General features: G+C 66.3%; 19 protein-coding genes. 7 read left to right on the forward strand and 12 right to left on the reverse strand.

The features are described from left to right. Positions 1 to 315 precede the first annotated feature (315 nt). The 3 genes from NS1_RS40805 to NS1_RS15560 all read left to right on the forward strand — a co-directional run bounded on the left by NS1_RS40805 (position 316) and on the right by NS1_RS15560 (position 5,468). Positions 316 to 3,087 (forward strand): ComEC/Rec2 family competence protein, encoded by a 2,772-nt coding sequence (locus tag NS1_RS40805; RefSeq protein WP_063816151.1) that lies wholly within the window; start codon positions 316 to 318, stop codon positions 3,085 to 3,087. Further along, the gene (gene holA, locus NS1_RS15555) at positions 3,084 to 4,055 is read left to right on the forward strand and encodes a DNA polymerase III subunit delta (protein ID WP_062985296.1); all 972 of its coding nucleotides are present in this window, start codon (positions 3,084 to 3,086) and stop codon (positions 4,053 to 4,055) included. Before NS1_RS40805 ends, holA begins: the two co-directional genes overlap by 4 nt. A gap of 225 nt (positions 4,056 to 4,280) precedes the next feature. Next, complete coding sequence (locus NS1_RS15560) at positions 4,281 to 5,468, forward strand: LCP family protein (protein WP_062985298.1); 1,188 nt, start codon at positions 4,281 to 4,283, stop codon at positions 5,466 to 5,468. Here the strand turns inward: NS1_RS15560 and NS1_RS15565 are convergent, their stop codons facing one another. After that, complete coding sequence (locus tag NS1_RS15565; protein WP_062985300.1) at positions 5,469 to 5,729, reverse strand: hypothetical protein; 261 nt, start codon at positions 5,727 to 5,729, stop codon at positions 5,469 to 5,471. It abuts the gene before it with no gap. Positions 5,730 to 5,839: 110 nt separating this feature from the next. Beyond that, positions 5,840 to 6,100 carry a 30S ribosomal protein S20 gene (gene rpsT / locus NS1_RS15570; RefSeq protein WP_056821462.1) on the reverse strand — a complete coding sequence of 87 codons (261 nt, stop codon included), beginning with the start codon at positions 6,098 to 6,100 and terminating at the stop codon, positions 5,840 to 5,842. Positions 6,101 to 6,410: 310 nt separating this feature from the next. On the opposite strand from rpsT, the gene NS1_RS15575 reads away from it, so the two are divergent. From NS1_RS15575 to NS1_RS15590, 4 genes are all read left to right on the forward strand, one after another. Further along, entirely contained in the window at positions 6,411 to 8,036 is a 1,626-nt protein-coding gene (locus NS1_RS15575; protein WP_062985302.1) for a circularly permuted type 2 ATP-grasp protein, read from the forward strand. Between the two features lie 4 nt (positions 8,037 to 8,040). Next, positions 8,041 to 9,018 (forward strand): alpha-E domain-containing protein, encoded by a 978-nt coding sequence (locus NS1_RS15580; RefSeq protein WP_056821459.1) that lies wholly within the window; start codon positions 8,041 to 8,043, stop codon positions 9,016 to 9,018. Then, entirely contained in the window at positions 9,015 to 9,857 is an 843-nt protein-coding gene (locus NS1_RS15585) for a transglutaminase family protein (RefSeq protein ID WP_056821458.1), read from the forward strand. Before NS1_RS15580 ends, NS1_RS15585 begins: the two co-directional genes overlap by 4 nt. Before the next feature lie 66 nt (positions 9,858 to 9,923). Beyond that, positions 9,924 to 10,700 (forward strand): aquaporin, encoded by a 777-nt coding sequence (locus tag NS1_RS15590; protein ID WP_062985304.1) that lies wholly within the window; start codon positions 9,924 to 9,926, stop codon positions 10,698 to 10,700. A 55-nt stretch (positions 10,701 to 10,755) separates the two neighbouring features. On the opposite strand, the gene NS1_RS15595 is transcribed toward NS1_RS15590, so the two are convergent. From NS1_RS15595 to NS1_RS40810, 10 genes are all read right to left on the reverse strand, one after another. Next, positions 10,756 to 11,307 carry a type II toxin-antitoxin system PemK/MazF family toxin gene (locus NS1_RS15595; protein WP_056821455.1) on the reverse strand — a complete coding sequence of 184 codons (552 nt, stop codon included), beginning with the start codon at positions 11,305 to 11,307 and terminating at the stop codon, positions 10,756 to 10,758. Between the two features lie 1,640 nt (positions 11,308 to 12,947). Beyond that, complete coding sequence (locus NS1_RS15605; protein WP_307619099.1) at positions 12,948 to 14,555, reverse strand: ISL3 family transposase; 1,608 nt, start codon at positions 14,553 to 14,555, stop codon at positions 12,948 to 12,950. A 63-nt stretch (positions 14,556 to 14,618) separates the two neighbouring features. After that, complete coding sequence (locus tag NS1_RS15610; RefSeq protein ID WP_157125223.1) at positions 14,619 to 15,182, reverse strand: hypothetical protein; 564 nt, start codon at positions 15,180 to 15,182, stop codon at positions 14,619 to 14,621. Between the two features lie 138 nt (positions 15,183 to 15,320). After that, on the reverse strand, positions 15,321 to 15,767 hold the full coding sequence (locus NS1_RS39055; RefSeq protein WP_255284544.1) for a hypothetical protein: 447 nt from the start codon (positions 15,765 to 15,767) through the stop codon (positions 15,321 to 15,323). A 425-nt stretch (positions 15,768 to 16,192) separates the two neighbouring features. Further along, the gene (locus NS1_RS15620) at positions 16,193 to 17,872 is read right to left on the reverse strand and encodes a DNA cytosine methyltransferase (RefSeq protein ID WP_062985311.1); all 1,680 of its coding nucleotides are present in this window, start codon (positions 17,870 to 17,872) and stop codon (positions 16,193 to 16,195) included. A 536-nt stretch (positions 17,873 to 18,408) separates the two neighbouring features. Further along, positions 18,409 to 18,708, reverse strand: a complete 300-nt coding sequence (locus NS1_RS15625; RefSeq protein WP_174562652.1) for a hypothetical protein — start codon at positions 18,706 to 18,708, stop codon at positions 18,409 to 18,411. A 151-nt stretch (positions 18,709 to 18,859) separates the two neighbouring features. Further along, entirely contained in the window at positions 18,860 to 19,435 is a 576-nt protein-coding gene (locus tag NS1_RS15630; protein ID WP_062985367.1) for a P-loop nucleotide/nucleoside kinase family protein, read from the reverse strand. A gap of 16 nt (positions 19,436 to 19,451) precedes the next feature. After that, on the reverse strand, positions 19,452 to 20,186 hold the full coding sequence (locus NS1_RS15635; protein WP_062985315.1) for a class I SAM-dependent methyltransferase: 735 nt from the start codon (positions 20,184 to 20,186) through the stop codon (positions 19,452 to 19,454). Positions 20,187 to 20,189: 3 nt separating this feature from the next. Beyond that, complete coding sequence (locus NS1_RS15640; RefSeq protein WP_062985317.1) at positions 20,190 to 21,119, reverse strand: glycosyltransferase family 2 protein; 930 nt, start codon at positions 21,117 to 21,119, stop codon at positions 20,190 to 20,192. After that, the coding region (locus NS1_RS40810) for a hypothetical protein (RefSeq protein ID WP_218019926.1) at positions 21,116 to 21,352 on the reverse strand (237 nt) is incomplete at its 5' end. The genes NS1_RS15640 and NS1_RS40810, both read right to left, overlap by 4 nt.

Consider the following 21,352-nt stretch of genomic DNA (forward strand, 5'->3'; position numbering starts at 1 on the left):
CGCCACAGACCGATCCGCGGAAACGCTGGACGACCAGGCCTCAGAGCCGGGTGAGCTTCCCGCGGCATGCGCGATCGGACTCGGCGAAACACAGTGCGCCGCAAACATGCCCACGGGGAATTCGGACAGCGGCAGGTCCAGACGTGACGACGTGGCCGGCGGATGAGAGCGGCGCTGGGCGAGGAGGCGGTTCGGGAGGAGTCAGCGGAGCGGCGAGCATCGAGGGCCGTGCCGCGGGTGAGGGCCGGGAAGCTTCGGCGGACATGGGTAGCGCGGTTCTGGCACGCAGTGGGAAGACCGGAACGGGACCGGCGGATGAGCGCGGGGGCGCAGGGGGAGGCAGTCGGTGCCGAGGTGGAGCCTCAGGTGCTCGATATGCGGCTGGTGCCCGCGGCGCTCGGGTGCTGGGTGGCGACGATCGTCGCGGTGACCGTGGGGTGGGTTGCGGGCTCGGTGTTGGCCGTAGGTGCCGTGGTGGTGGCGATCGGGCTGTGGGTGGTGCTGTTGTGGGCGATGGCGCATCGGCGGGAGCGGTGGCGGGTTGTCGCGGTTACCGGGTTGGCGACGATGTTGCTCAGCGCAGGCTTCGCGGCTGCGGGTGCTTGGCAGGAGCATCATGTCCAGTCGCACCCGCTGCGAGAGTCGTTCGGTCGCTCGGTAAGTGTGTTCGCGGTCGTCACCGACGATGCGAAGCCGATGCGCGCCGGTGGGTTCGGTGGCGAGCGACGGTGGATTGTTCGCGCGGGTCTGCGCGAGTTCGGTCAGGGTCGGGAGTGGACACAGGCGAGCGGTTCGATCGTGGTGCTCGCGCAGGGGAGCGAATGGGCGGAGTTGTCACCTGGACAGCTGGTGCGGTTCCGGGCAGAGGTCAGCGAGCCGAGCCGCGCGGATCTGACTGTTGCCACGCTGCGCGCCACCGATGCACCGAAGCTGATCGGCGAGCCGCCGTGGTGGCAGCGCGTCGCGGCGAACGTGCGATCTGACCTGGTCGAAGCCTCTGCCGCGGCACTGCCGCCTACCGCGGCAGGGTTGCTGCCCGCGCTCGTCGTGGGCGATACCGTCGCATTGTCAGAAGAAGTGCGTGACGCGTTCGAAGTGGCTGGGCTGCAGCACCTTTGTGTTGTCAGCGGAGCCAATTTCACGATCCTGTTGACGGCTCTGTTGGCACTCACCCGACTGCTCACGGCAGGTCCCCGGCTCAGCGCCGCCGCGGCGGCGGGGATCGTCGTACTGTTCGTCGTCATCGCGCGTCCCGACCCGAGTGTGCTGCGCGCGGCAGCGATGGGTTCGGTGACAGTGCTGGCTCTGCTCACCGGACGCCGCAAACAGGCGCTACCCGCGCTATGCGCGGCCGTGATCGGATTACTCGCCGTCGCACCACAATTGGCGGTGAGCGCGGGATTCGCACTATCCGTGATCGCTACGGCGGGGCTCATTCTGCTGGCGCCCAGCTGGGCGGACTGGTTGCGAGCGCGCGGATGGTGGCGCGCGCCCGCGGAGATCGTCGCGGTATCGGCGGCCGCATTCGTCGTCACCCTGCCGCTGATGGTCGCCCTGTCGGGGCGGGTGAGTCTGGTGGCGATCGTGGCGAACGCGCTCGTCGCACCGGTGGTAGGGCTGATCACGGTGATCGGTGCGGTAGGCGCGGTGGTGGCGTGCGGGTGGGGTGGTGGTGCGGTGTGGGTGCTCTGGTGTGCCCGCCCACCGATGTGGTGGTTGCTCGGCGTCGCCGATCGCGCTGCTTCAGTGCCGGGCGCCGCGGTCACTGTGCCAGGAGGTGCTGCTGGGGGAGCGGTCGCGGCAGTGGTCGTCGTGGCGGTCGTGGCGGCCTTGCGCTGGTCGCACACCCGCAGATTCCTTGCCGTAGCGGCGTTGGGTGTGTCGATAGTGCTGGTCCCGGTGCGCTTCTTGCAGCCGGGTTGGCCGCCACCGGGTTGGGTGCTCGCGATGTGCGACGTGGGCCAAGGTGATGGCCTGGCCTTGTCGGTCGCTCCTGGGGCCGCGGTCGTCGTAGACGTCGGCCCCGATCCTCGCCCGATGCGGGCGTGCCTGGACCGCCTGAGAATCACCCACATCCCCCTACTCGTCCTCACCCACCCCCACGCCGACCACATCAACGGACTCGCAGGCGCCCTCCGCGGCCGCACCGTCGACGCGATTGCCACCGCCCCGGGCGAATTTCGCCCAGCCATCGCCCGAACCTGCGCCGTCGCGAACCGAACCCACGAGCCGACGTCGGCCCCGGAACCGACACCGACCGCGTCCAGGGAATCGCAGCTGGCTACGGCCTCACACCAGAGGGAGCGAGCACCGACTGTGGGTGGCGCTACGCGTCCGAGGACGGGTAGCGATCAGGTCGTCTGCCCGAGTGGAACCCCGGGGGAGAGCCTGGCGAAGGGTGATGGGCGGTCAACGGACCACGGTGTTTCCCAGCGAGAATGGCACGGCCACAGTGACGACTCCGGGGGAGTCGAGCGGGTGGCGCAACTCGCTGGTGCGGCCGGTATTCCGCTCATGGAACTCCACGCAGGACACGAAATAACCTTCGGGACAGTCGGATTACGTGTGCTGGCGCCGAGCAAGGAGGAGCCGACATCCTTGGCGGCCGATGAGGCCAACAATCGGTCGCTGGTGATGCGGGCTCGTACTCCGGCTGGGACGATCCTGTTCACCGGTGACATCGAGGCCGAGGCGCAGGACCGGATCGTGCGCGGCGGCGATGTCAGGGCGGACATTCTCAAGGTGCCGCATCACGGATCACGCACCACCACAGCGGAATTCCTCCGTGCCGTCCGCCCGCGGCTGGCCTTGGTCAGCGCCGGGTCAGGCAACACCTTCGGTCACCCGCATCCAACGGTGACCACCGCCCTTGCCGCGCTCGGCACCACCGTGGCTCGGACCGACGTCGACGGTGACGTCGTGATCGTGGGCACCGCCTCCGAACTGCGGACTGTCACGTCCCGCCGACGCGCGCCACCGGCGCGCCACGGACCCGCGCCCCGATGGCGTCGGCATGGTTTCGGGGTGAATCGTCGGAGGTGGCGCGTGTCCGGGTTGTCGGTGGGCGTACGTAGGATCGCCTGGTGAGCGAACGCCCTGCCTCGGTGCACCTGGTCCTCGGCGACGAGGAACTGCTGGTCGAACGTGCGGTTGCGAAGGTGACCGCACAGGTGCGGGCCTGTGCGCCCGATCCGGATTCGGTGCCGGTCGATCGACTGCGCGCCGGTGACGCGAGCACCGCTGAGCTGGCCGAGTTGCTCAGTCCGTCGCTGTTCGCCGAGGACCGGGTGATCGTGCTCGAGTCGGCGGCCGAAGCGGGCAAGGACGCGGTCGCGGTGATCACCGAGGCCGCGGCCGATCCGCCCGACGGCGTGGTGCTCATGGTTCTGCACTCGGGCGGCGGCCGGGCCAAGGCGCTGGCACCCGCGCTGCAGAAGAAGGGCGCGACCGTCCACGAGTGCACGAAGCTCAACAAGGGCGCCGAGCGGGCGGAGTTCGTGCGGGGCGAGTTCCGGGCGCTCGGGGTCAAGGTACCGACCGAAGTCGTGCAGGTCCTGCTCGAATCCGTCGGTTCGGAGCTGCGCGAATTGGCCGCCGCCTGTTCGCAATTGGTGTCCGACACCGGTGGCAAGGTCGACGCGAACGCGGTCCGTCGCTACTACTCCGGCCGAGCCGAGGTCACCGGCTTCGACGTTGCCGATCTCGCCGTCGCCGGCGACCGCCCCGGCGCGATGGAGGCCCTGCGCTGGGCTACCGACCGCGGTGTCCCACACGTTCTGTTGGCCGACGCCCTCGCCGACTCCGTCCACACCATCGCCAAAGTCGGCTCGGCAGGGCGAGGCGACCCGTTCGCCCTCGCCCAGAAACTCGGCATGCCCCCCTGGAAGATCAAAAAAGCCCAGGCCCAGGCCCGCGGCTGGAACCCCACCACCATCGGCACCGCCCTACAGGTAGTCGCCACCCTCAACGCCGACGTGAAGGGCGGCGCCGCCGATGCCACCTACGCTGTGGAACACGCCCTCGCCCGCATCCTCGACCTCCGCACCACCGGCTAGCCTGCGGATTTCCCAGGATCTCGGCACCCGGCCCACTGAACAGGCGCGCCGCACCTCCATCCAATCGGGATCGAATCGCGATACCAGGTCACTATCGCGGCTGGCACAGTTGATCATGAGATGGTTGAGCCGAGTGGTAGCCGGGATGGAAGAGGCGAACGCGGTCGACGCGGTCGGGGCTCGGCGGGGCGAACAGCACGGCAGGTAGTAAAGGTTGTCGCGGCGGTGTTGTCGGCCGCGGTGGTGGTTGTCACGGCGTATGGGTGGTCGACGGCGGGGAGTTTCGACGCGGGGTTCTTGCGGTCGCGGGCGATCGGTGACGACGCACCGCATTCACTCGGGGGCGATCTCAATATCCTGCTGATCGGCTTGGACACCCGGCGCGATCAGGACGGCAACGAGCTCCCGTCCGAAGTCCTCGATCAACTGCACGCGGGCGACGGTGACGAGGGCGGATACAACGCCAATACCCTGATCCTGGTACACATTCCGGCCGCGATGGACAAGATCGTCGCGGTATCGATTCCCCGCGACGACTATGTGCCGGTCAGCGGCATCCCGGGCTACACCCACGCCAAGATCAAGGAGACGTACGGGTTGAAGAAGGCCGCCGTGCAGGACCAGCTGATCGCGCGGGGCGTCACCGATCAGCGGAAGCTGGAACAGGCTGGTCGAGAGGCGGGGCGGGCCTCGACCGTGGCCGCGGTCCGGGATCTGACGGGGGTGCCGATCGACAGGTTCGCCGAGGTCACCCTGGGGGGATTCTACGATCTGGCCGCCGCGCTCGGCGGCGTGGAGGTCTGCTTGAACAGGCCGGTGAAGGACGACGAGTTCTCCGGCGCCGATTTCCCCGCGGGCCGCCAGCAGCTGGATCCGGCACAGGCGCTGGCCTTCGTCCGGCAGCGACACGGACTGGAGAACGGTGACCTGGACCGAACCCACCGTCAGCAGGCGTTCCTGACCTCGGTGGCCAGGCAGCTACGGAGCGCGGGCACGCTCACCGACCCGGGCAAGCTCTCGGCGCTGATGGATGTGGCGCATCGCAACATCGTGCTGTCGGACGGTTGGAACATGACCGAATTCGTCCGTACTCTTGGCGCCGCCGACGATCCGCAGGTCGAATTCCGCACCCTGCCGGTGCTGCGCTACGACGTGATCAACGGCCAGGACGTGAACATCGTCGACCGGCCATCGATCCGCCGCGAGATCGCCGCGGCCTTCGGAATGCCGGTACCGACAGCCACTACCGCCAAGCGCACCGGGCAACGCACGGAACCGCCTGCCGCCTGGTCGTCGGAGTCGACAGCGAGCGCTTGGCGAACCAGCACGACCACCTCGGAGACGGAGACTCCCGACGCGGGCAAGCCGGTCCGCAGCGATATCACCTCGGGGCAGGTGCCCTGCGTGAACTGACTACTCGCCGGCCACGACGAGCGAGACGTCCACTTCGTCGTCGTCGGCGTCGTCGAGATCGTCGTAGCGTCCCTCCCACTCGTCGTAGAGGGGGACTTCGTCTTCACGGGTGACGATCCACGCGGCGCCGTAACCGCCCTCCTCGTCGGGCACCATCACATTTTCGACCTTGAGACCGATGCCGAGGATCTCCGCCGCGCGGATCACCTCGGCCAGGTCATCGCCTCGTACCACCGTCTGATTCGCGTACACCGTCAACATGGCGCGAATGGTAGCCGGTGGGAAGGAACGACAAAAGCCGCCGTGGTCATCGAGGCCACGGCGGCTGCGTCTTGCGAGGTATTACCAGCGAGCACCAGGCTCGCCGACGATCAGATCTTGTTCAGAGCCAGCGCGAGCGCGGACTTCTTGTTGGCCGCCTGGTTGGCGTGGATGACGCCCTTGGACGCGGCCTTGTCGAGCTTGCGGCTCGCGAACTGCAGCTGCTCAGCAGCCTTTTCCTTGTCACCGCTGGAGGCAGCTTCACGGAAGTTGCGGATCGCGGTGCGCAGCGCGGACTTGACCGACTGGTTACGCTTGCGCGCTTCCTCGTTGGTACGGATCCGCTTCATCTGGGACTTGATGTTGGCCACGCCTGTATCCTCTGGTTTCCTGTCGCTGGGTGGTATTCCTTGAAAGCTCGTCGGGCGCGCGCCCACGATGCAGCAGATGGTGCTGAACTACGGGTAACACCGCGCCGAAGATCGAGGTTACCAGCTCGGCACCCCCCGGCGAAATCGGCCCTCGATCCACTCCGACCGGGGAGACGACGCCGATTTCACCCGTTTCAGGTGATGCAAAGAATTTACCTGTGTCACACACGACCCTGCCGCCGGGTGATGCAGAGTTTTTGTCATGACCTCCACCACTGCGCCGAGTACGGCTCGATCTGCATCACCGGCCATGGTGAGAACGAACGGCCATCCGACTGCCACGCACACCGGATTGTTCGAGGGGTACGGCCCCGGCCGCTTCGCCGACGCGTTCGACGAGATGTTCGACGGGTCGGGAAAAGTACGGGCACCGTACAAGGGAATCCATGCCGCGATGGCGGCCAATGACGTCGATGACCTGGCCAAACGATCCGACGCGCTGGACCGCGCGTTCATCGACCAGGGCATCACCTTCTCCCTCTCCGGTCAGGAGCGGCCGTTCCCGCTGGATCTGGTGCCGCGGGTGATCGCCGCCGCGGAGTGGGCCAAGCTCGAACGCGGGATAAAACAGCGGGTTACCGCGATGGAGCTGTTCCTGGCCGACGTCTACGGCGAGCAGAACATCCTGCGTGATCAGGTGATCCCCAAGCGGCTGGTCACCTCGTGCGAACACTTCCATCGCGAGGCCGCGGGGCTGGTGCCGCCCAACGGCGTGCGTATCCACGTCTCCGGCATCGACCTGGTCCGCGACGAGAAGGGCGACTTCCGGGTACTGGAGGACAATCTGCGTTCGCCGTCGGGGGTGTCCTATGTGATGGAGAACCGGCGCACGATGGCCAGGGTCTTCCCCGATCTGTTCTCCTCGCACCGGGTGCGCGCGGTGGGCGACTATCCGGGCCACCTGCTGCGCGCCCTGCGGGCCTCGGCGGCGCCCAACGAGGTCGACCCGACCGTGGTGGTGCTCACGCCGGGCGTACACAACGCCGCCTACTTCGAGCATTCGCTGCTCGCCAGGCAGATGGGCGTCGAGCTGGTGGAGGGTCGCGACCTGTTCTGCCGCGACAACGTCGTCTACATGCGTACGACGGCAGGTGAGCGTCAGGTCGACGTGATCTACCGGCGCATCGACGACACCTTCCTCGACCCGATGCACTTCCGCCCCGACTCCGTGCTCGGCGTCGCCGGGGTGCTCAACGCCGCGCGCGCGGGCAATGTGGTGATCTCGAGCGCGGTCGGCAACGGCGTCGGCGACGACAAGCTCATCTACACCTACGTGCCCAAGATCATCGAGTACTACCTCGGTGAGAAGCCGATCCTGCCCAATGTCGACACCTTCCGCTGCTGGCTCGACGACGAACGTGAGGAAGTGCTCGATCGGGTCGGCGAACTGGTGGTCAAACCGGTCGAGGGTTCCGGCGGCTACGGCATCGTGATCGGGCCCGACGCGTCGGCGCGCGAGCTGGAGGCGATCAAGCGCAAGATCAAGGCCGACCCGCGTGGCTGGATCGCTCAGCCGGTGGTGCAGCTCTCGACGGTGCCGACCAAGATCGGTGACGATCTCGCGCCTCGCCACGTGGACCTGCGTCCGTTCGCGGTCAACGACGGTGACGACATCTGGGTGCTGCCCGGCGGTCTCACCCGGGTCGCGCTGCCGGAGGGCTCGCTGGTGGTGAACTCCAGTCAGGGCGGCGGCAGCAAGGACACCTGGGTGCTGGCCGGGCGCGCGGGGTCGGTCGACCGGGAACTGGCCGGACCCGAACTCGTCAGCGAACCGCCGCAAACGGATTCGTTCGAGCTCGGTCGCGAACTCAGCACGCCGCAGGCCAATCAGCAACAGCAGCAACAACAGCAGACACAGCGGTTGATCGGGGAATAGGGAAATGCTTGCTCGAAACGCCGAATCCCTCTATTGGATCGGTCGATACGTCGAGCGCGCCGACGATACAGCGCGCATCCTGGACGTGGCAGTCCACCAACTGCTCGAAGACGCTACCGTCGACGCGGACCGCACCTCCCGCGTACTGCTGAAGGTGCTCGGGATCGAACCGCCCGAGGGCCTGAGCCTCGACGTGTGGTCGGTCACCGATCTCGTCGCCTACAGCCACGACCACGGTGTCTCGATCAGCGACTCCATCACCAAGGCCCGCGAGAACGCCCGCGGCGCACGCGAAGTCACCTCGAGCGAGATGTGGGAATGCCTCAATGCCACCTACAACGGCATGGCCGCGGCGGAGCGGGCAGCACGTGGCCTCGGCCCGCACGAGTTCTTCTCCTACATCAAGGGCAGGGCGGCGATGTTCACCGGACTGACCGACTCGACCCTGAGTCGCGACGACGGCTACCGCTTCCTGCTGCTCGGGCGCTCCATCGAACGCGTCGACATGATGGTGCGACTGCTGCTCTCGCGTGCCGGTGACAAGACCTCCTCGCCCGCGTGGGTGACCGTGCTGCGCTCGGCGGGCGCGCACGACACCTACCTGCGCACCCATCGCGGCGCCCTCGACGCCGCCAGGGTCGCCGAGTTCATCCTGATCGACCGCCTGTTCCCGCGTTCGGTGTTCCACACGCTGCGGGTCGCCGAGGCATGCTTGACCGAGCTCGATCAGCGTCCCGGCAGCCGCGTCGGCGCGCGGCACGAGGCGCAACGGGTGCTCGGACGCGCGCGTAGCGAACTCGAATTCCTGCCGCCGGGAGTGTTGTTGGAAGATCTGCAGAGCCGCCTGCTTGCCCTGCAGAAATCGTGCCGCGAGCTCAGTGAAGCCGTGTCACGCCAGTACTTCCATGCCGCCCCGTGGGTGGCGTGGACCGATGTGCGCAGCAAGCAGGACAGCCGCGTGCAGGTAGAGGGAGAGCTATGAGTTGGCGGATCAGGGTGGTGCACACCACCGGTTATGTCTACGACGCGCCTGTGACGCGATCGTTCAACGAGGCCAGGCTCACTCCGCGCGCCGACAGCAGACAGAACGTGATCCTCAATCGCGTCGAAACCGTGCCCGCGACAAGGGCTTATCGCTACACCGACTACTGGGGCACCGCGGTCACGGCCTTCGACCTGCACGCGCCGCACACCGAACTCGAGGTGACCGGGTCCTCGGTGGTCGAGACCGAACCGTTCGCCGAACCCACCGAGGAACTGAGCTGGGACGAACTGCAGGGCGGGCGGGTCATCGACCGGTTCGACGAGATGCTCAGTCCCACCGCCTATGTGCCGCGCGATCGCAAACTGTCGACCGTGGCGCGCCAGCTCTCGCGCGGTGAGGAGCCGGCCAAGGCAGTGGTGCGCGCGGCCGAGTGGGTGCACAAGGAAATGGACTACATCGCGGGCACCACCTCGGTGCACACCTCGGCGTTGGAGGCCTTCGCCGAGCGTCGTGGCGTGTGCCAGGACTACGCCCACCTGACGCTGGTGTTGTTGCGCAGCATGGGAATTCCCAGTCGCTACGTATCCGGGTATCTGCATCCGAAGCCGGGCGCGGAGATCGGCGAGACGGTGGCGGGCCAGTCGCACGCGTGGATCGAGGCGTGGACCGGGCAGTGGTGGGGATACGACCCGACAAACAATCTCGCCGTCAACGAACAGCACGTTTCGGTCGGTGTCGGACGTGACTACGCCGACGTGCCGCCGTTGAAAGGCGTGTTCTCCGGCGGCGGCTCGACGGACCTGGAGGTCGTTGTGGAGGTCACCCGCCTCGCGTAGTGTCCGAGAGGCTCGTGCGGACCCCGCTCGCCGCGGGGTTGATTCCTCCCGGAGAGGTGGCAGCCGATGTCTCCCACTGCACAGGAACTCGTCGAAATCGAAGTCGTCCCCGAGCCGAAGAAGTGGGCGGCCGAGGGGCTCGGCAGCTTCATCCTCGTGATCTGTGGCGTCGGCACGATGGTCTTGGCGGGCGATCGGGTCGGCCCGCTCGGCGTCGCCTTCGCCTTCGGGTTGTCGCTGATGTTCCTGGTCTACGCGATCGGGCCGATCTCGGGGTGTCACGTCAATCCGGCTGTCACGCTCGGGCACCTGCTGCTCGGGCGGATCAGCGCGATCGGCGCGGTCGGCTATGTCATCGCTCAGCTGGTTGGCGCGTTCCTCGCCGGACTTGTGCTGTTCGCGTTGGCCAACAATCTGCCCGCCTACGACCGCACCGTCGACGGTCTCGGTGCCAACGGCTGGGGTGCGCACAGCCCGTCGGCGGTGACCGGGCCCCTCGGTGAGGTCGTCGTGCAGAACGGGTACGGCTTGGCGGCCACCATCATCATCGAGGTGATGTTGACCGCGCTGCTGGTGTTCGTGGTGCTGGCCTCGACCGACCAGATCTCCGACGTGCCGCTGGCCGGGCTCTCGATCGGCGTCACCCTCACCGTGGTCTTCCTGGTCTCGTTGCCGATCGACAACACCTCGGTGAACCCGGCGCGCAGCCTCGGCGTCGCGCCGTATCAGGTCGGGGCGATGGGGCAGGTGTGGGCGTTCATCGTGTTCCCACTGATCGGCGGGGCACTGGGGGCACTGCTCTACGGCCTGATCTTCGGCCGGTCCAAGGACGTGCTCACCTAGCGACCGAACAATCGACCCTCGATCCGGTGCACCCGGGTCGGGGGTCGATCGTCGTTCAGCTCCAGCTGTATTCGGCGACCAAGCGGTGCGCGACCAGGTCGAAGGTCTTGCGCTCGACGATCGCGCCCTCGCGCCGGATGCCGTCCTCCGGGACGTCGAGCACCCGGTCCAGTCGCACCCAGCTCGGCCTGCCGTCGTGATCCCACGGCCCGGTGCCGATCCCGACCCAGTTGTGGTCGTGTGCGCGGTCGGCCTTGGACGACAGCATCAGCCCGAGCAGGGTCTTGCGGTCGCGTCCGACCACCAGCACCGGTCGGTCCTTGCCATTGGTCGGGTCTTCTTCGAAGGGCACCCAGGTCCACACGATCTCGCCGGGGTCGGCGCGCCCGTCGAGCTGCGGGCAGTAGACGATCTGGCGGGCGCGATGAGCCGTCGGCACGGGGGTCGAGGCTGTCGGGCGAACCGCGACGGCGGGTCCGGACTTGGTCGCTAGGGCGTCCACCAGCTTCTCGAGCAGTCGCGGCCCCTGCTTGCGCACGATTTTGGGCCCCTGCTCCTTGGCGATGACGCCGAGCTGCTTGCCGAGACTATTCCAACTGCTGGCCATCACTGAAATATAACGCCGACCCACCCTTGGAGCGCACCGGTGGCACAGTCGCGGTGGCGCGCATGGGACGATGGGCGCAGTTCGCCTATACCCCGCGAGGAGTGGAGTGGCTTCCAGTTTTGCCGATACGACGTTCACCGATCCGTCCCGGATCCGGAACTTCTGCATCATCGCGCAGATGGATTCTCGGATCGCCCGGTAGGGCTGGGTTTGGCCTGGTAGTCGCCTATTTTTCATACTTCCCAACGCTTCCCGGCGCGACCTGGTGTTTCCCGTGGTGTTGTGTTGGGCGATGGGATGAGAATGGGATGAGTTCGGCTGCAGGCTTGCCGAGCGTCGAGCTGGCGCCGCCCATGTAGGCACCCGGACTCGTCGGCGTGTCGCAATCCGACACGCCGACGAGTTTTCCAAGTCGGCAATCTTATAGCTACCTCAGACGCGGTCGGCCGAATCGGCGGGAACTACGAGGGTTGTCTCGCCTGCTCGGGATCTTTGATATCGCGATCCGCCCCGTCTCGGGCTGCTGGCTGGTTGGGCGGCTCGAGCGCTGCTGCTACTCAAGCTGTACGTCGGAGTATTGCAGTACGCCCAGGTCTCCTCTGCCTGGACGTCAGTTCCTCCCGCACTGAACTCGGCCTTGAACTCGCCGCCTGGGTGTGGAAGCGGCTGCCATTCGATTCCATGGGGCACACAGGCTGAGGATGTGCTCTTCTGCCTCGCGGGTTGCAATATGTAGCGCAAGACCCATCGGCTTGATCGGTGATGGTCCACCACGCCAACACGTCGGCTTTGCCGTTGCGAATTTGTCAGCGACTGGCATCGGGTGCGTAGTCGAAGTTCAGACGCCAGGCGCCAACGAGTCCGCGGGACTCGAGCGCTTCGAGCGCCTCTCCGATATGGCGTTGACGGGCGATGCGATATGGATATCGGTCAACCAGGGACATCGGGGCGACACGCTACATCTGGTGGACCGAGTTTGCTCGCATGTACAAGCGTCGAGTGTGGCTCGCTGGCAATACCCGGCAGCGTGACTCGCCGCTTTCCTGACAGAGGCTCATACGGCGGGCCCGATCGCTTCCATTGAACGGCGTATCAGCATCGAGCAAGTAGTCGAGATGGCAGTAGTGCCCCAGGCTCTGCCGCCCGCCTGGACGGCCACCGCAGCGTCGAACCATTTGGTGTGGTCGTGAACGAGAGGCTCGCGCCGGGAACGTGTCGATGCGGTCGTTGCGCCGGGATGACTAATCCACGCGCGGCCGTTCATACAGAACCCGGTGCGGGGTGGTCGCGGGTGGCAGTCCAGCAATCGCCCCATCCTCTGAAAGGCGGGCAAGGCTCAACACTCGGGAACGGTTCTTGAGAAATTTCCGCACCCCGAATTCCCCCCGGTACCCAGATGGGTGCCGGGCGCCGTTCATCTCAGCGAGGAAGACGGACCCGGACAGCGCGTAACCACCAGCGGCCTCAAAGACTGCCCTGTTCTCAATGAAGCTCACGGCCAAGTCGACATCGCTCACACGCTGCCGATTTGGGTCCATCATCGAGCCGAACAGCACCACGCGATCAACGACCACCAAGTGTCAATGCCGAGCCAAAGCTGGTTCTGGCACACTTTCCGTGATGCGGTTGGGGTGGATTGCTCAGTCGCTCAGCAGGATTCGCTTGCGGAGGAGGTCCGGTTTCGCGCGTCCGAACATCTGGCGCTTGAGCATCTTGATTCTGTTGACGTGCCCTTCGACCGCACCGCTGTTCCAGGGCAGGGTAAGACCGGCGGTGACCGCGTCCTGGTCGCGGCGTAAGCCGCGGACGAAGGAGTGCAGGGCGGGCTGATCATCAGCATCGACGGTGTTCATCCATTTTTCGAGGTCGCCCCCGCGCAGTTCCTTCATGATCGCGGCGAACGAGCGAACGTGACCAGCGAGTGCCGCTAGTCCGGGGCTTGCGGTCAGAATCAAGTCGAGGCGGCGCTGGTCACCGGGGTCTATGCGAGCGGGATCGGTCATGATCCAGGCCGTGACTCGGCGCGGCGCGGGTGCTTTTGGTGGGGGTCCGGGGACGTGAGCGGTGCCGCGGAAGGCCTGCAGGTAGGCGCGGACGAGGTTGGGCTGACCTCGATAGCCGCGGGCGGTGATCTCGTCAAACAACAGGGCAGCGTTGGCGCATCCTTCGTTCCACCGCTGATGCAGGTAGGGCTTGAACTCGTCGAGGATGCTGGCCCGGTAGCCAGTGCGATTGTTGACGAGCAACTCCTCGGGTGATTCTGCGCGCGCGAAGCGGCGGGCCGTGCCTCGCGCCAACCCGAGCTCGGTGCTGATGCCGCGAATGCTCTTGCCCTGGGCCAACAATGCCTGGACCTCGGCGAAACGCTGCTTGGTCCGGATCGCGACCCGATCCTGGCGCAGACCCGGCTCGACCGGACCACGATGCAAGCCTGCGGAGACCTCGGCGATATCGGGTAGTTGCGGGACGTCATCGAGGCCGCCCACCGCGGCGATCAGGCAGTGTCGGTGCCGTGCGATGGTGCGTTCGACGGCGTCACCGAGGTTCTTCCAGATGTGCCACCGATCAGCGACCTGGATCGCTAGCGGCGCCCAGCTGGCCACGCCTTCGGCGTAGGCGCCGGCCCGGTCGCGGCACACGATCTCGATGCCAGTTCGGGCCTGCAACCATGTTCTCAGAGTCTCGGCGCTGCGATCGGTGAGCACGTCGATCGGGCGGCGAGATTCCATGTCGATCAGGATCGTGCCGTAGCGGTGTCCGCGGCGGAGCGCGAAGTCATCCACGCCTAACACCCGAGGCGTCGGTTGCGACGGGTCAGGGAGCGCACGAACATGTCGGAGCAGGGTCATCCGGCTCACCCGCGCCGCGAGATGTCCAGTCAACCGCGCTCCCGGGCGGCCGCCCAGGGCTAACGCGACCGCACCCAGGACCCGCTGCAGCAACAACGTCCGTCGCCCGTGGCGTGCGGCGAGCCAGGGTACTTGCTCGGCGAAAGTCTTTTTCCCGCAGTCGATGTTGTCGCAGAACAATCTGCGGACTCGCAACATGATCACCACTTCGCGGCCAGTGACCGAGGTATCGGCCAGTTGCCGCCGATACCGGCTGTGAACCCGCCGAGACGGCGCTGAGCAACTCGGGCAGGGCGCCACTGCGTCGCAAGTTGCGGCTTCGATGCGAACCACGGACCCGACCCCACGAACCGCATCGACCACCAGGCCGTCTAGGTGCGGGAACAGGACCCTCAACACTCCAAGATCAGAACACCGGCCACATGATCAACCATCAAGCGCACCAACGCATCCCGAGCAGGGTCAATCACCAAGAGTGTGCCAGATCCAGTATTCAGTCGGCACCGACACCAAGTTCATCGGATCGGCTGCGGCTTGCCCCACTCGCTGTAGGAAGCCCGCAAGTGCCTTTTCTGCCGTGGCGCGGTGCACGGGTGTCGTCGCGCTAGCATTCGCCAAAGCATAGGCTTTGCTCGTTGGGTGATAGGTCGTCTCGACAATCTGTTCGTGATCGCGGGTTTCGGGATTCCAGACGGCGACTGAGGTGGTTCCCTCCGCCTCCAGGTAGTCCTGCTCGATCAGAACGTCGAACACAGCGGCAGGGTTCTTGAGATCTTTCGCTAGCGACCTTTCGTACCAGTGCCTATGGACGAACAGCTGGTTGCCCATCACTCGAAGGCGGTCGCGCACCCGTAGGTAGGTGTTTCCGGTGTGTTCGAATTCTGCCTGGCCGTCGATATTGATAGGTCCCCCAGTCTGTGGTCGATCGAAGGAACTGTCGGTCGCCCTGGGTCGGGGTGAAACCGTCTTGTCCAGGAGCCTTGCTTTTGCTGACTGCGCGGTATGGGGATTGTGCTGTGCACGCATACCGCGTTCAGTCTCGTTCCGCCACTAACCCAGTTGGGACCGGCGTTCTCCTCTGGCGGGGATGCAATGCGAAAGCTCCTAGGACGGACCCTAGTCGAAGGCGCTGTCACCTGCTGCCGGGGTAAGGAGGACAGATTGCTACTCGGGAGACTGGGCATTGCGCGGGCGGGCCATGCCCATACCGCGTCGCTGGTTGAGCACCTCTACTACGCCTCGGGTGTGGAAGAGAGTGCGTGCGCCGCGGTCGGTGTGGTCAACCTGTTCGTTGAGGGTGTCGCGGTACTGGGTCACGGTTTTGCCGTCGACGCCGAGCAAACGGGCGATCGCGCCCAGGGTTCGGTATTCCTCGGGTCCGTCGGGCATGGGCAACGGTGCAGGGCGCTTGGCGGCTTCCCAGCGTGCTGCGAAGTCGTCGAGTTCGTCGCTGTCGTACTCAAGGGCTGGGGTGCCTGCGCCCATACCTGTTCGTGAGCGGGGCGGTCTCGGCCTTGGGAAGTCCGGGTCGCCTACCCAGGTGTTGCGGATTGAGCCGTAGCTGCGTCCGTGTAGTGCGGCCCATTCCTTCAGTGTGATCAGTGTTCCCACACCCTGATTGTGGCCGGTCACTCCCGCAGGGCTCAAGCCGGCTTCGGGTACGGCGGGCACCATGAATGACCTCTTTCCGAGGTGAGTGGCGAACAGGGGCGCGCCCGGCGGTACTGGGTTGCTAGACTCGTTCCTGCCCTTCCTTTTGCGAGTGGGGCACTTTCGGGCGGCCTGGCGTGTCCGAGCTGCGGTCTCACGACCGTGGCTTCGCCAAGCCGCCCGACCTCTGCCTGTGACTCCCCGTTACGGGGTGGGAGCGCTGTACTGAGCCTTCCCGCTGGGCTGGCCGCGAGGCCGTTTGCACCTCCGTTGGGATGGCTGCTGGTTACGTCGGCGATCGGAGGTCGGCTCGGGAAGTGGCGGCGTAAGTGGACGAAACAAAGGGGGCAGGGGAGGACCGAGGACGTCAAGCCCTCCCCGTCCGACTAGGCAGCCAGCCCGTAGCGGTCGAGCTCTTCGCCGGTGATGGCCTCTACCAGCGCGGAGATGAGGATTTCGGCGGCGGGCGGGGTGACGGCGTTGCCGAGTTGCCGCACTCGCTGGCGTTTGTTGCCTAGGACGATGTAGTCGGAACGGAACGCCATGGCGTTCTGGATTTCCTCGGGCTCCAGCATGCGGAAGCGCACGGCGTCGATGTCGCGCTCGGTGATCGTGTCGACGAGAGCGAACCGATCGCGGGTGGTGATCGCGCCGATCGGGTCCGCGACTGGGCGCGCGGTGCCAGTGCCGTAGTACGGCAGCAGCATCGAGTTCCACAGCTGAGTCGACATCCCCGTCGGCGGGGTGACCAGGCCGTGGTGGTTGCCGCTGGCGGTGACGGTAGCGAGCGGGTCGGTCGCGGCGCGTGCGTCCGAGTAGCCGCCCCGCATCTCGGCGATGAATGGCAAAAATGCCACGGCCGTCTCGTTGCGGGTGGTCTGGGTGCGTAAAGGCTGTGAGGCCAGCTGGGCTTCTTTGCCGTCGCGGCCCTCCATCGGGACCATCAGCGGCGGTGGGACGGCGAGGCTGTGGTTGGAGCCGTCGCCGACGATGGTGGCCCGGGGCTCGTGCAGACCGATCGTGCGGGGCCGGTCTGAGCGCAGTTGTGCGTGAAACGGCTGCGGGATCGCCAGGCCGTCGTTCTCGCGGGTGGTGCGGGCGGCCATCGGCCCGGTGACCTGGGTGGCGTCGTCGCGCCAGGTACCTCCGGCGGGAACCATCATCGGCATGGCCGAGGCGTAGCGGCGCATGCCGACGCGGATGCGCTCCATGGTCTTGTCGGCCAGGGGCTTGTCTCGGTCGCCGATGCGGGTGCCTGGCAGGGTCCAGTCGATCGCGGCGGCTGCCGGGAGCACGGGCGGCTCGACGATCGAGTTGCGGCAGCTGACCCGAGGGCAGCGGTACACGTACTGGGTGCGGTAGCGGCCCATGTCGGCGTTGGGCTTCTTGAAGACCTGAAGGGCGTTGATCCATTCGTCGCAGGCCACGCAGAAGGCGCGTGGGCGCAACCACTTGTTCCAGTTGGGCTCGCGGCCGAGCGTGAGATCCCAGTAGGCGACGTAGAGCCGGTCGCGGCTCTGCGGGGCTGCCGGGGTGCGGACCGGTTGGGCGTGGCTGGAGTTCAGGGCGATGACTTTGACTCCGTAGCCCAGGGCTCGGATCTCGCCGATCCAGCGGTTCCACTGGTCCCACTGGCGAACCTCGACCACGTTCTCCACGACTCCGGCGCGGACCCGGCCGCCGCGCTCGATGACGCCGCGCAAATACATCGGAACCTCTTCCATCAGCGCACGTGAGCGGTCGGCTTCCTCGTCGCGCTGGAGGTCGAGCAGGTCGCCTTGCATGGTGTTGTCGAAGTCGCGCTTCTTGCCACGCGCCGAGGACCACTGCGGGCATTCCGGGCTTGCCCAGAACAGGTCGGCGGCAGGCCATTTCGCGATCTTCTCTTTGGCCTCTTCGGTGCTCAGGTCGCCGAGGAAGTGGTCGGCCTCGGGGTAGTTGGCCATGTGGGTCTCGACGGCCTTGCCCCAGTGATTCGCCGCACGGGTGATGCGCACACCGGGCACCTTCGCCGCGCCCTGCGTAGAGCCGCCAGCGCCGCAGAACCAATCCATCAATTCGAGCATGGGAAATCCCTTCGTGTCTTGCGAGTGGGGTCGAAGAGGGCGGGGTGTCCGGTCCCGCAATCTTCTATGTCATATATTACCCGTTAATTGGTTCAGGGTCAAGGTGGTTTCACTGAAACCAACTGTGCAGCACTGGATTTCAGTGGTGACCGCTTCGGGATTGGGTGCTCGTGGTCTGGCTGTGGGGACGTGAATGTGGTCGGCTGGGAGAGCAACTGATCGGCGGTGTCGGGCGCGGTGTCCGCGTGCCCTGTGGTTTCGGGTCAGTTGGCGCACCGCTGGGTTCTCGACTGGGCTTCACGTCCCGGCTGCCGTACGCTTTGCGTCGGAAAGCAATCAACCAACGTCGAGCCTTCCGATACCCAGAAAGCCCTCACCCGCCTCGATGGCAGGTGAGGGCTTTCTAGGTCTCGCCCATGCCCGCGAACCTTCAGGTCTGGCCCCCGACTCGCGAAAGCGGGTCGCCGCTGTCGTCGGGATCGGGCCCGGGGGCGTCAGCGTTCAAGGGTGGGGAGGATGTCGATCGGTCGTCGTGGTCAGGTTAGAATGGGGAGCCGAAACGCAGTGCGGCGTGGCACTCCTCGGCCCTTGGTCGACATGCTGCACCGCAGGCTGCCGCCCACCTGCGGCTGTGCACCCTCGATGTAGAGCCGTTGCGGCGAACGTGAATCGTCGAACACGGCCACGCCTGTCCCGTCGGTGCGCGCCCGGCGAGCAGACCGTCCGATCTGGATGAACCGAATTCGATGCCGTGCGAGCAGCGGGAGCACGATCTCGCTCACGTCACGGGCGGTGTCTTCCCACTCGTCGCCCACCATGGCGGTGACGACAACCAATTCCCCTCAGATCGAAGTCGCGGCCTTCGGGCTCGAAGATCCAGCGAAGCCGGAGCGCCGCGCTGTCGGCTCCAAGCCTTCTCCCGCCGGTGCTGCCTTGTTGCAATTGACGGCAGTTCTGTGGTGCGCAGGCGGAGCTACGCCGCGACAATCAGGCATTGCTCCGAGCCGGGTGGGCGGCGAACTGGGTGATCGCGTCGAGGCTGGGCTGGTACCCATCGGTGGTGTCGACCACCAGTTCCGCGAGGTCCATACTCACCGGGACGAACGCGCCGATAGGTTGGCCACCAGCGGCGATCGCTGCGAGGAGACCCTGGTCGTTGTGGGCTTGCCGACGGGGATCGCTCTCCGCGCGGTGGGCGATGCGTTCATGCAGGACCGATTGCGGTGCGGTGCAGTGGATGATGCGGATCTCAGCGAGTTCGGCCAGCGGGATCAGGCCGGGACGCCACAACCTATCCTGGAACGCTGCTTCTGCCACCGTGCTGACCCCGGCGCGGGCCAGCACGGTCAAGACGTCGAAGAAGGCGTGCAGCACGGGAATGTCGAGGTCGTCGTAATCGGTGTCGCGCGCCGGGGTAGCCAGGACCATGCCCTGTTTGATCTCATCGCGGATGATCGCTGGGACACCGATTTCTGTGGCGAGGGCGTGAGCGAGGGTGGATTTGCCCGATCCCGGAGGCCCGCTGACAACGACGAGCACTGGAAAATTCGGGGAATTGGCCATGACGAATTTTGGCACGTCAGGCAACGCCGTCGATCCCACCGTCGCTGGTGGCCGCTTTGGAGAGTCGGTAGGCGATGAAACCCGGCTGGCGGGTGAGGGTTTCGAACTCGGCGGGGTGGGTTCGAGCCATCTCGGCGGCGGGCTGGTGCTCGGTGATCGCGTCGATGGTGAAACCGGCCGCGGTGAACTCCGCGCACCATGCCTGCAACGGTTGATGCCAGAAGCGGTGCGTGATGCCGCACGACCACCGTTGTTGCACCCATCCGGTGTCGAAGTAGCTGCCCTCGGCGGTGAGCCAGTCCGCGGTCGGGTGGCTGGTGGACACGATGAGGTGGCCGCCTGGGCGCAGGACGCGGTGGAGTTCGCGCAGCAGCGCGATCCGGTCGTCGATGTAGTGGATGACCAGGGCGAGTAGGACGATGTCGACAGTGTTGTTGGACAGCCAGTACAGGGGTTGGGTGAGGTCGTGCTGGCGCAGGGTGATCTGTCCAGCGGCATGTCGGCGGGCGAGGTCGATCATGTTCGCGGAGGCATCGATGGCGATGACGTGGGCGCCGCGAGCGAGCAGGTCGGTGACGTAGAGCCCGGGGCCGCACCCGGCGTCGAGGACGACGCGGTCGGTGAGCTCGCCCAACAGGTCCAAGACAGCGGGGCGGTCGTAGTGGGCGTTGTAGGGGCTGTGGGCGGCTTCGGCGGCGAACGCGGCGGCGTGCTGGTCGTAGGACGTGGTGACGGCGTCATCGGTGCGCATCGGTTACCTGGCCCTTGCTGGTTGACGGTGGGGTGAGTGGTGTTCGGGCAGAAGTGAATCCAGCACGGTGTGATCGGCGCGATGGCCGGTGACGAAGCGGTGATGCAGCGTGCGCACCGCTGACTCATAGATATGGACCGGGGCCGGTCGGCTGTCTTCGATGAGTCGGTCGAGACGGGCGTCGAACTCGGTGAACCAGGCGCGGTAGTCGACAATCTGCGGGTCGGTGCTCGGCCACGTGCGAAACATGTTGCGGCGGGCGAGGGTGAACGGCGTCGGGCTCGACAGGTAGGCCGCCGAGACCGCACCGCCGCACTGGGGCACTTGGTGATAGACGCTGGTGGTTTCGCCGAGGTAGGCGAACCGGTAGCCGAGGCTGGCGTGTAAGGCCAGCCACAGGTCCCAGTCCTCGCAGTGGGTCATCGACTCGGTGAACTGGGCGGCGGTGTCGGTGAAGTTGCGGCACACGAGCGAGCCTGTGTGAATGAAGTTGGCGCACAGCAGGAATCGGCTGTCGAACTCGTAGTCCTTGCGTGGTAGCCAGCGGGCGTTGTGGGGAATGGATTCGATCCATCGGGAGCTGACGAGCGCGCCGCCATAGACCGCGTCGGCGGTGCCGCGGTCGAGCACCGTGTGGGCGGCGCGCAGGTGTCGGGGGAACACGATGTCGTCATCGTCGAGGAAGGCGACGTATTCGCCGTTCGCTGCGGCCATTGCGGTGTTGCGGGCGGCCGAGACGCCGCAGTGGTCTGTCTCGATCAAGCGGATCGGCAGCGCCGTGCGCCAGCTGTCGGTGACCGGGCGCACGGGTGAATTGCCGCCGTCGTCGACGACGATGACTTCGAAGTCGGTGAATTCCTGGCGTGCGAGGCTGCGCAGAGCTCGGTTCAAGGGACCGGGCCGGTTGAGGGTGGGGATGATGACGCTGATCATGGTGTCCTCGCGAGGTCGAGCAGTTCGCAGCGCACCAGATCGCGGGCCGATCGGGTGGCAGGGCCATCGGTCGGTCCGAGCACCGACGCGGCGGTCGTGGGCGCGACGGCTGCCATTCGGTAGAACTGGGCGCGTTCACCGGCGGTGGTCAGAGTCCGCACTGCCCACGCGGTGTGACCGTCGCGGGTCACTTCGAGCGCCTGACCGGCTTGGGCGTCGCTGATCAGGATGTT

This window comes from Nocardia salmonicida NBRC 13393, assembly GCF_001613085.1.
Lineage (GTDB): Bacteria > Actinomycetota > Actinomycetes > Mycobacteriales > Mycobacteriaceae > Nocardia > Nocardia salmonicida.

What these genes read in the sequence shown, in the direction of transcription:
- NS1_RS40805 (WP_063816151.1), top strand. Translation starts at nt 316, where the DNA reads ATGAGCGCGGGGGCGCAGGGGGAGGCAGTCGGTGCCGAGGTGGAGCCT.
- NS1_RS15565 (WP_062985300.1), bottom strand. Translation starts at nt 5,729, where the DNA reads ATGTTGACGGTGTACGCGAATCAGACGGTGGTACGAGGCGATGACCTG.
- NS1_RS15575 (WP_062985302.1), top strand. Translation starts at nt 6,411, where the DNA reads ATGGTGAGAACGAACGGCCATCCGACTGCCACGCACACCGGATTGTTC.
- NS1_RS15580 (WP_056821459.1), top strand. Translation starts at nt 8,041, where the DNA reads ATGCTTGCTCGAAACGCCGAATCCCTCTATTGGATCGGTCGATACGTC.
- NS1_RS15585 (WP_056821458.1), top strand. Translation starts at nt 9,015, where the DNA reads ATGAGTTGGCGGATCAGGGTGGTGCACACCACCGGTTATGTCTACGAC.
- NS1_RS15590 (WP_062985304.1), top strand. Translation starts at nt 9,924, where the DNA reads ATGTCTCCCACTGCACAGGAACTCGTCGAAATCGAAGTCGTCCCCGAG.
- NS1_RS15595 (WP_056821455.1), bottom strand. Translation starts at nt 11,307, where the DNA reads ATGGCCAGCAGTTGGAATAGTCTCGGCAAGCAGCTCGGCGTCATCGCC.
- NS1_RS15610 (WP_157125223.1), bottom strand. Translation starts at nt 15,182, where the DNA reads ATGCGTGCACAGCACAATCCCCATACCGCGCAGTCAGCAAAAGCAAGG.
- NS1_RS15620 (WP_062985311.1), bottom strand. Translation starts at nt 17,872, where the DNA reads ATGCTCGAATTGATGGATTGGTTCTGCGGCGCTGGCGGCTCTACGCAG.
- NS1_RS15630 (WP_062985367.1), bottom strand. Translation starts at nt 19,435, where the DNA reads ATGGCCAATTCCCCGAATTTTCCAGTGCTCGTCGTTGTCAGCGGGCCT.
- NS1_RS15635 (WP_062985315.1), bottom strand. Translation starts at nt 20,186, where the DNA reads ATGCGCACCGATGACGCCGTCACCACGTCCTACGACCAGCACGCCGCC.
- NS1_RS15640 (WP_062985317.1), bottom strand. Translation starts at nt 21,119, where the DNA reads ATGATCAGCGTCATCATCCCCACCCTCAACCGGCCCGGTCCCTTGAAC.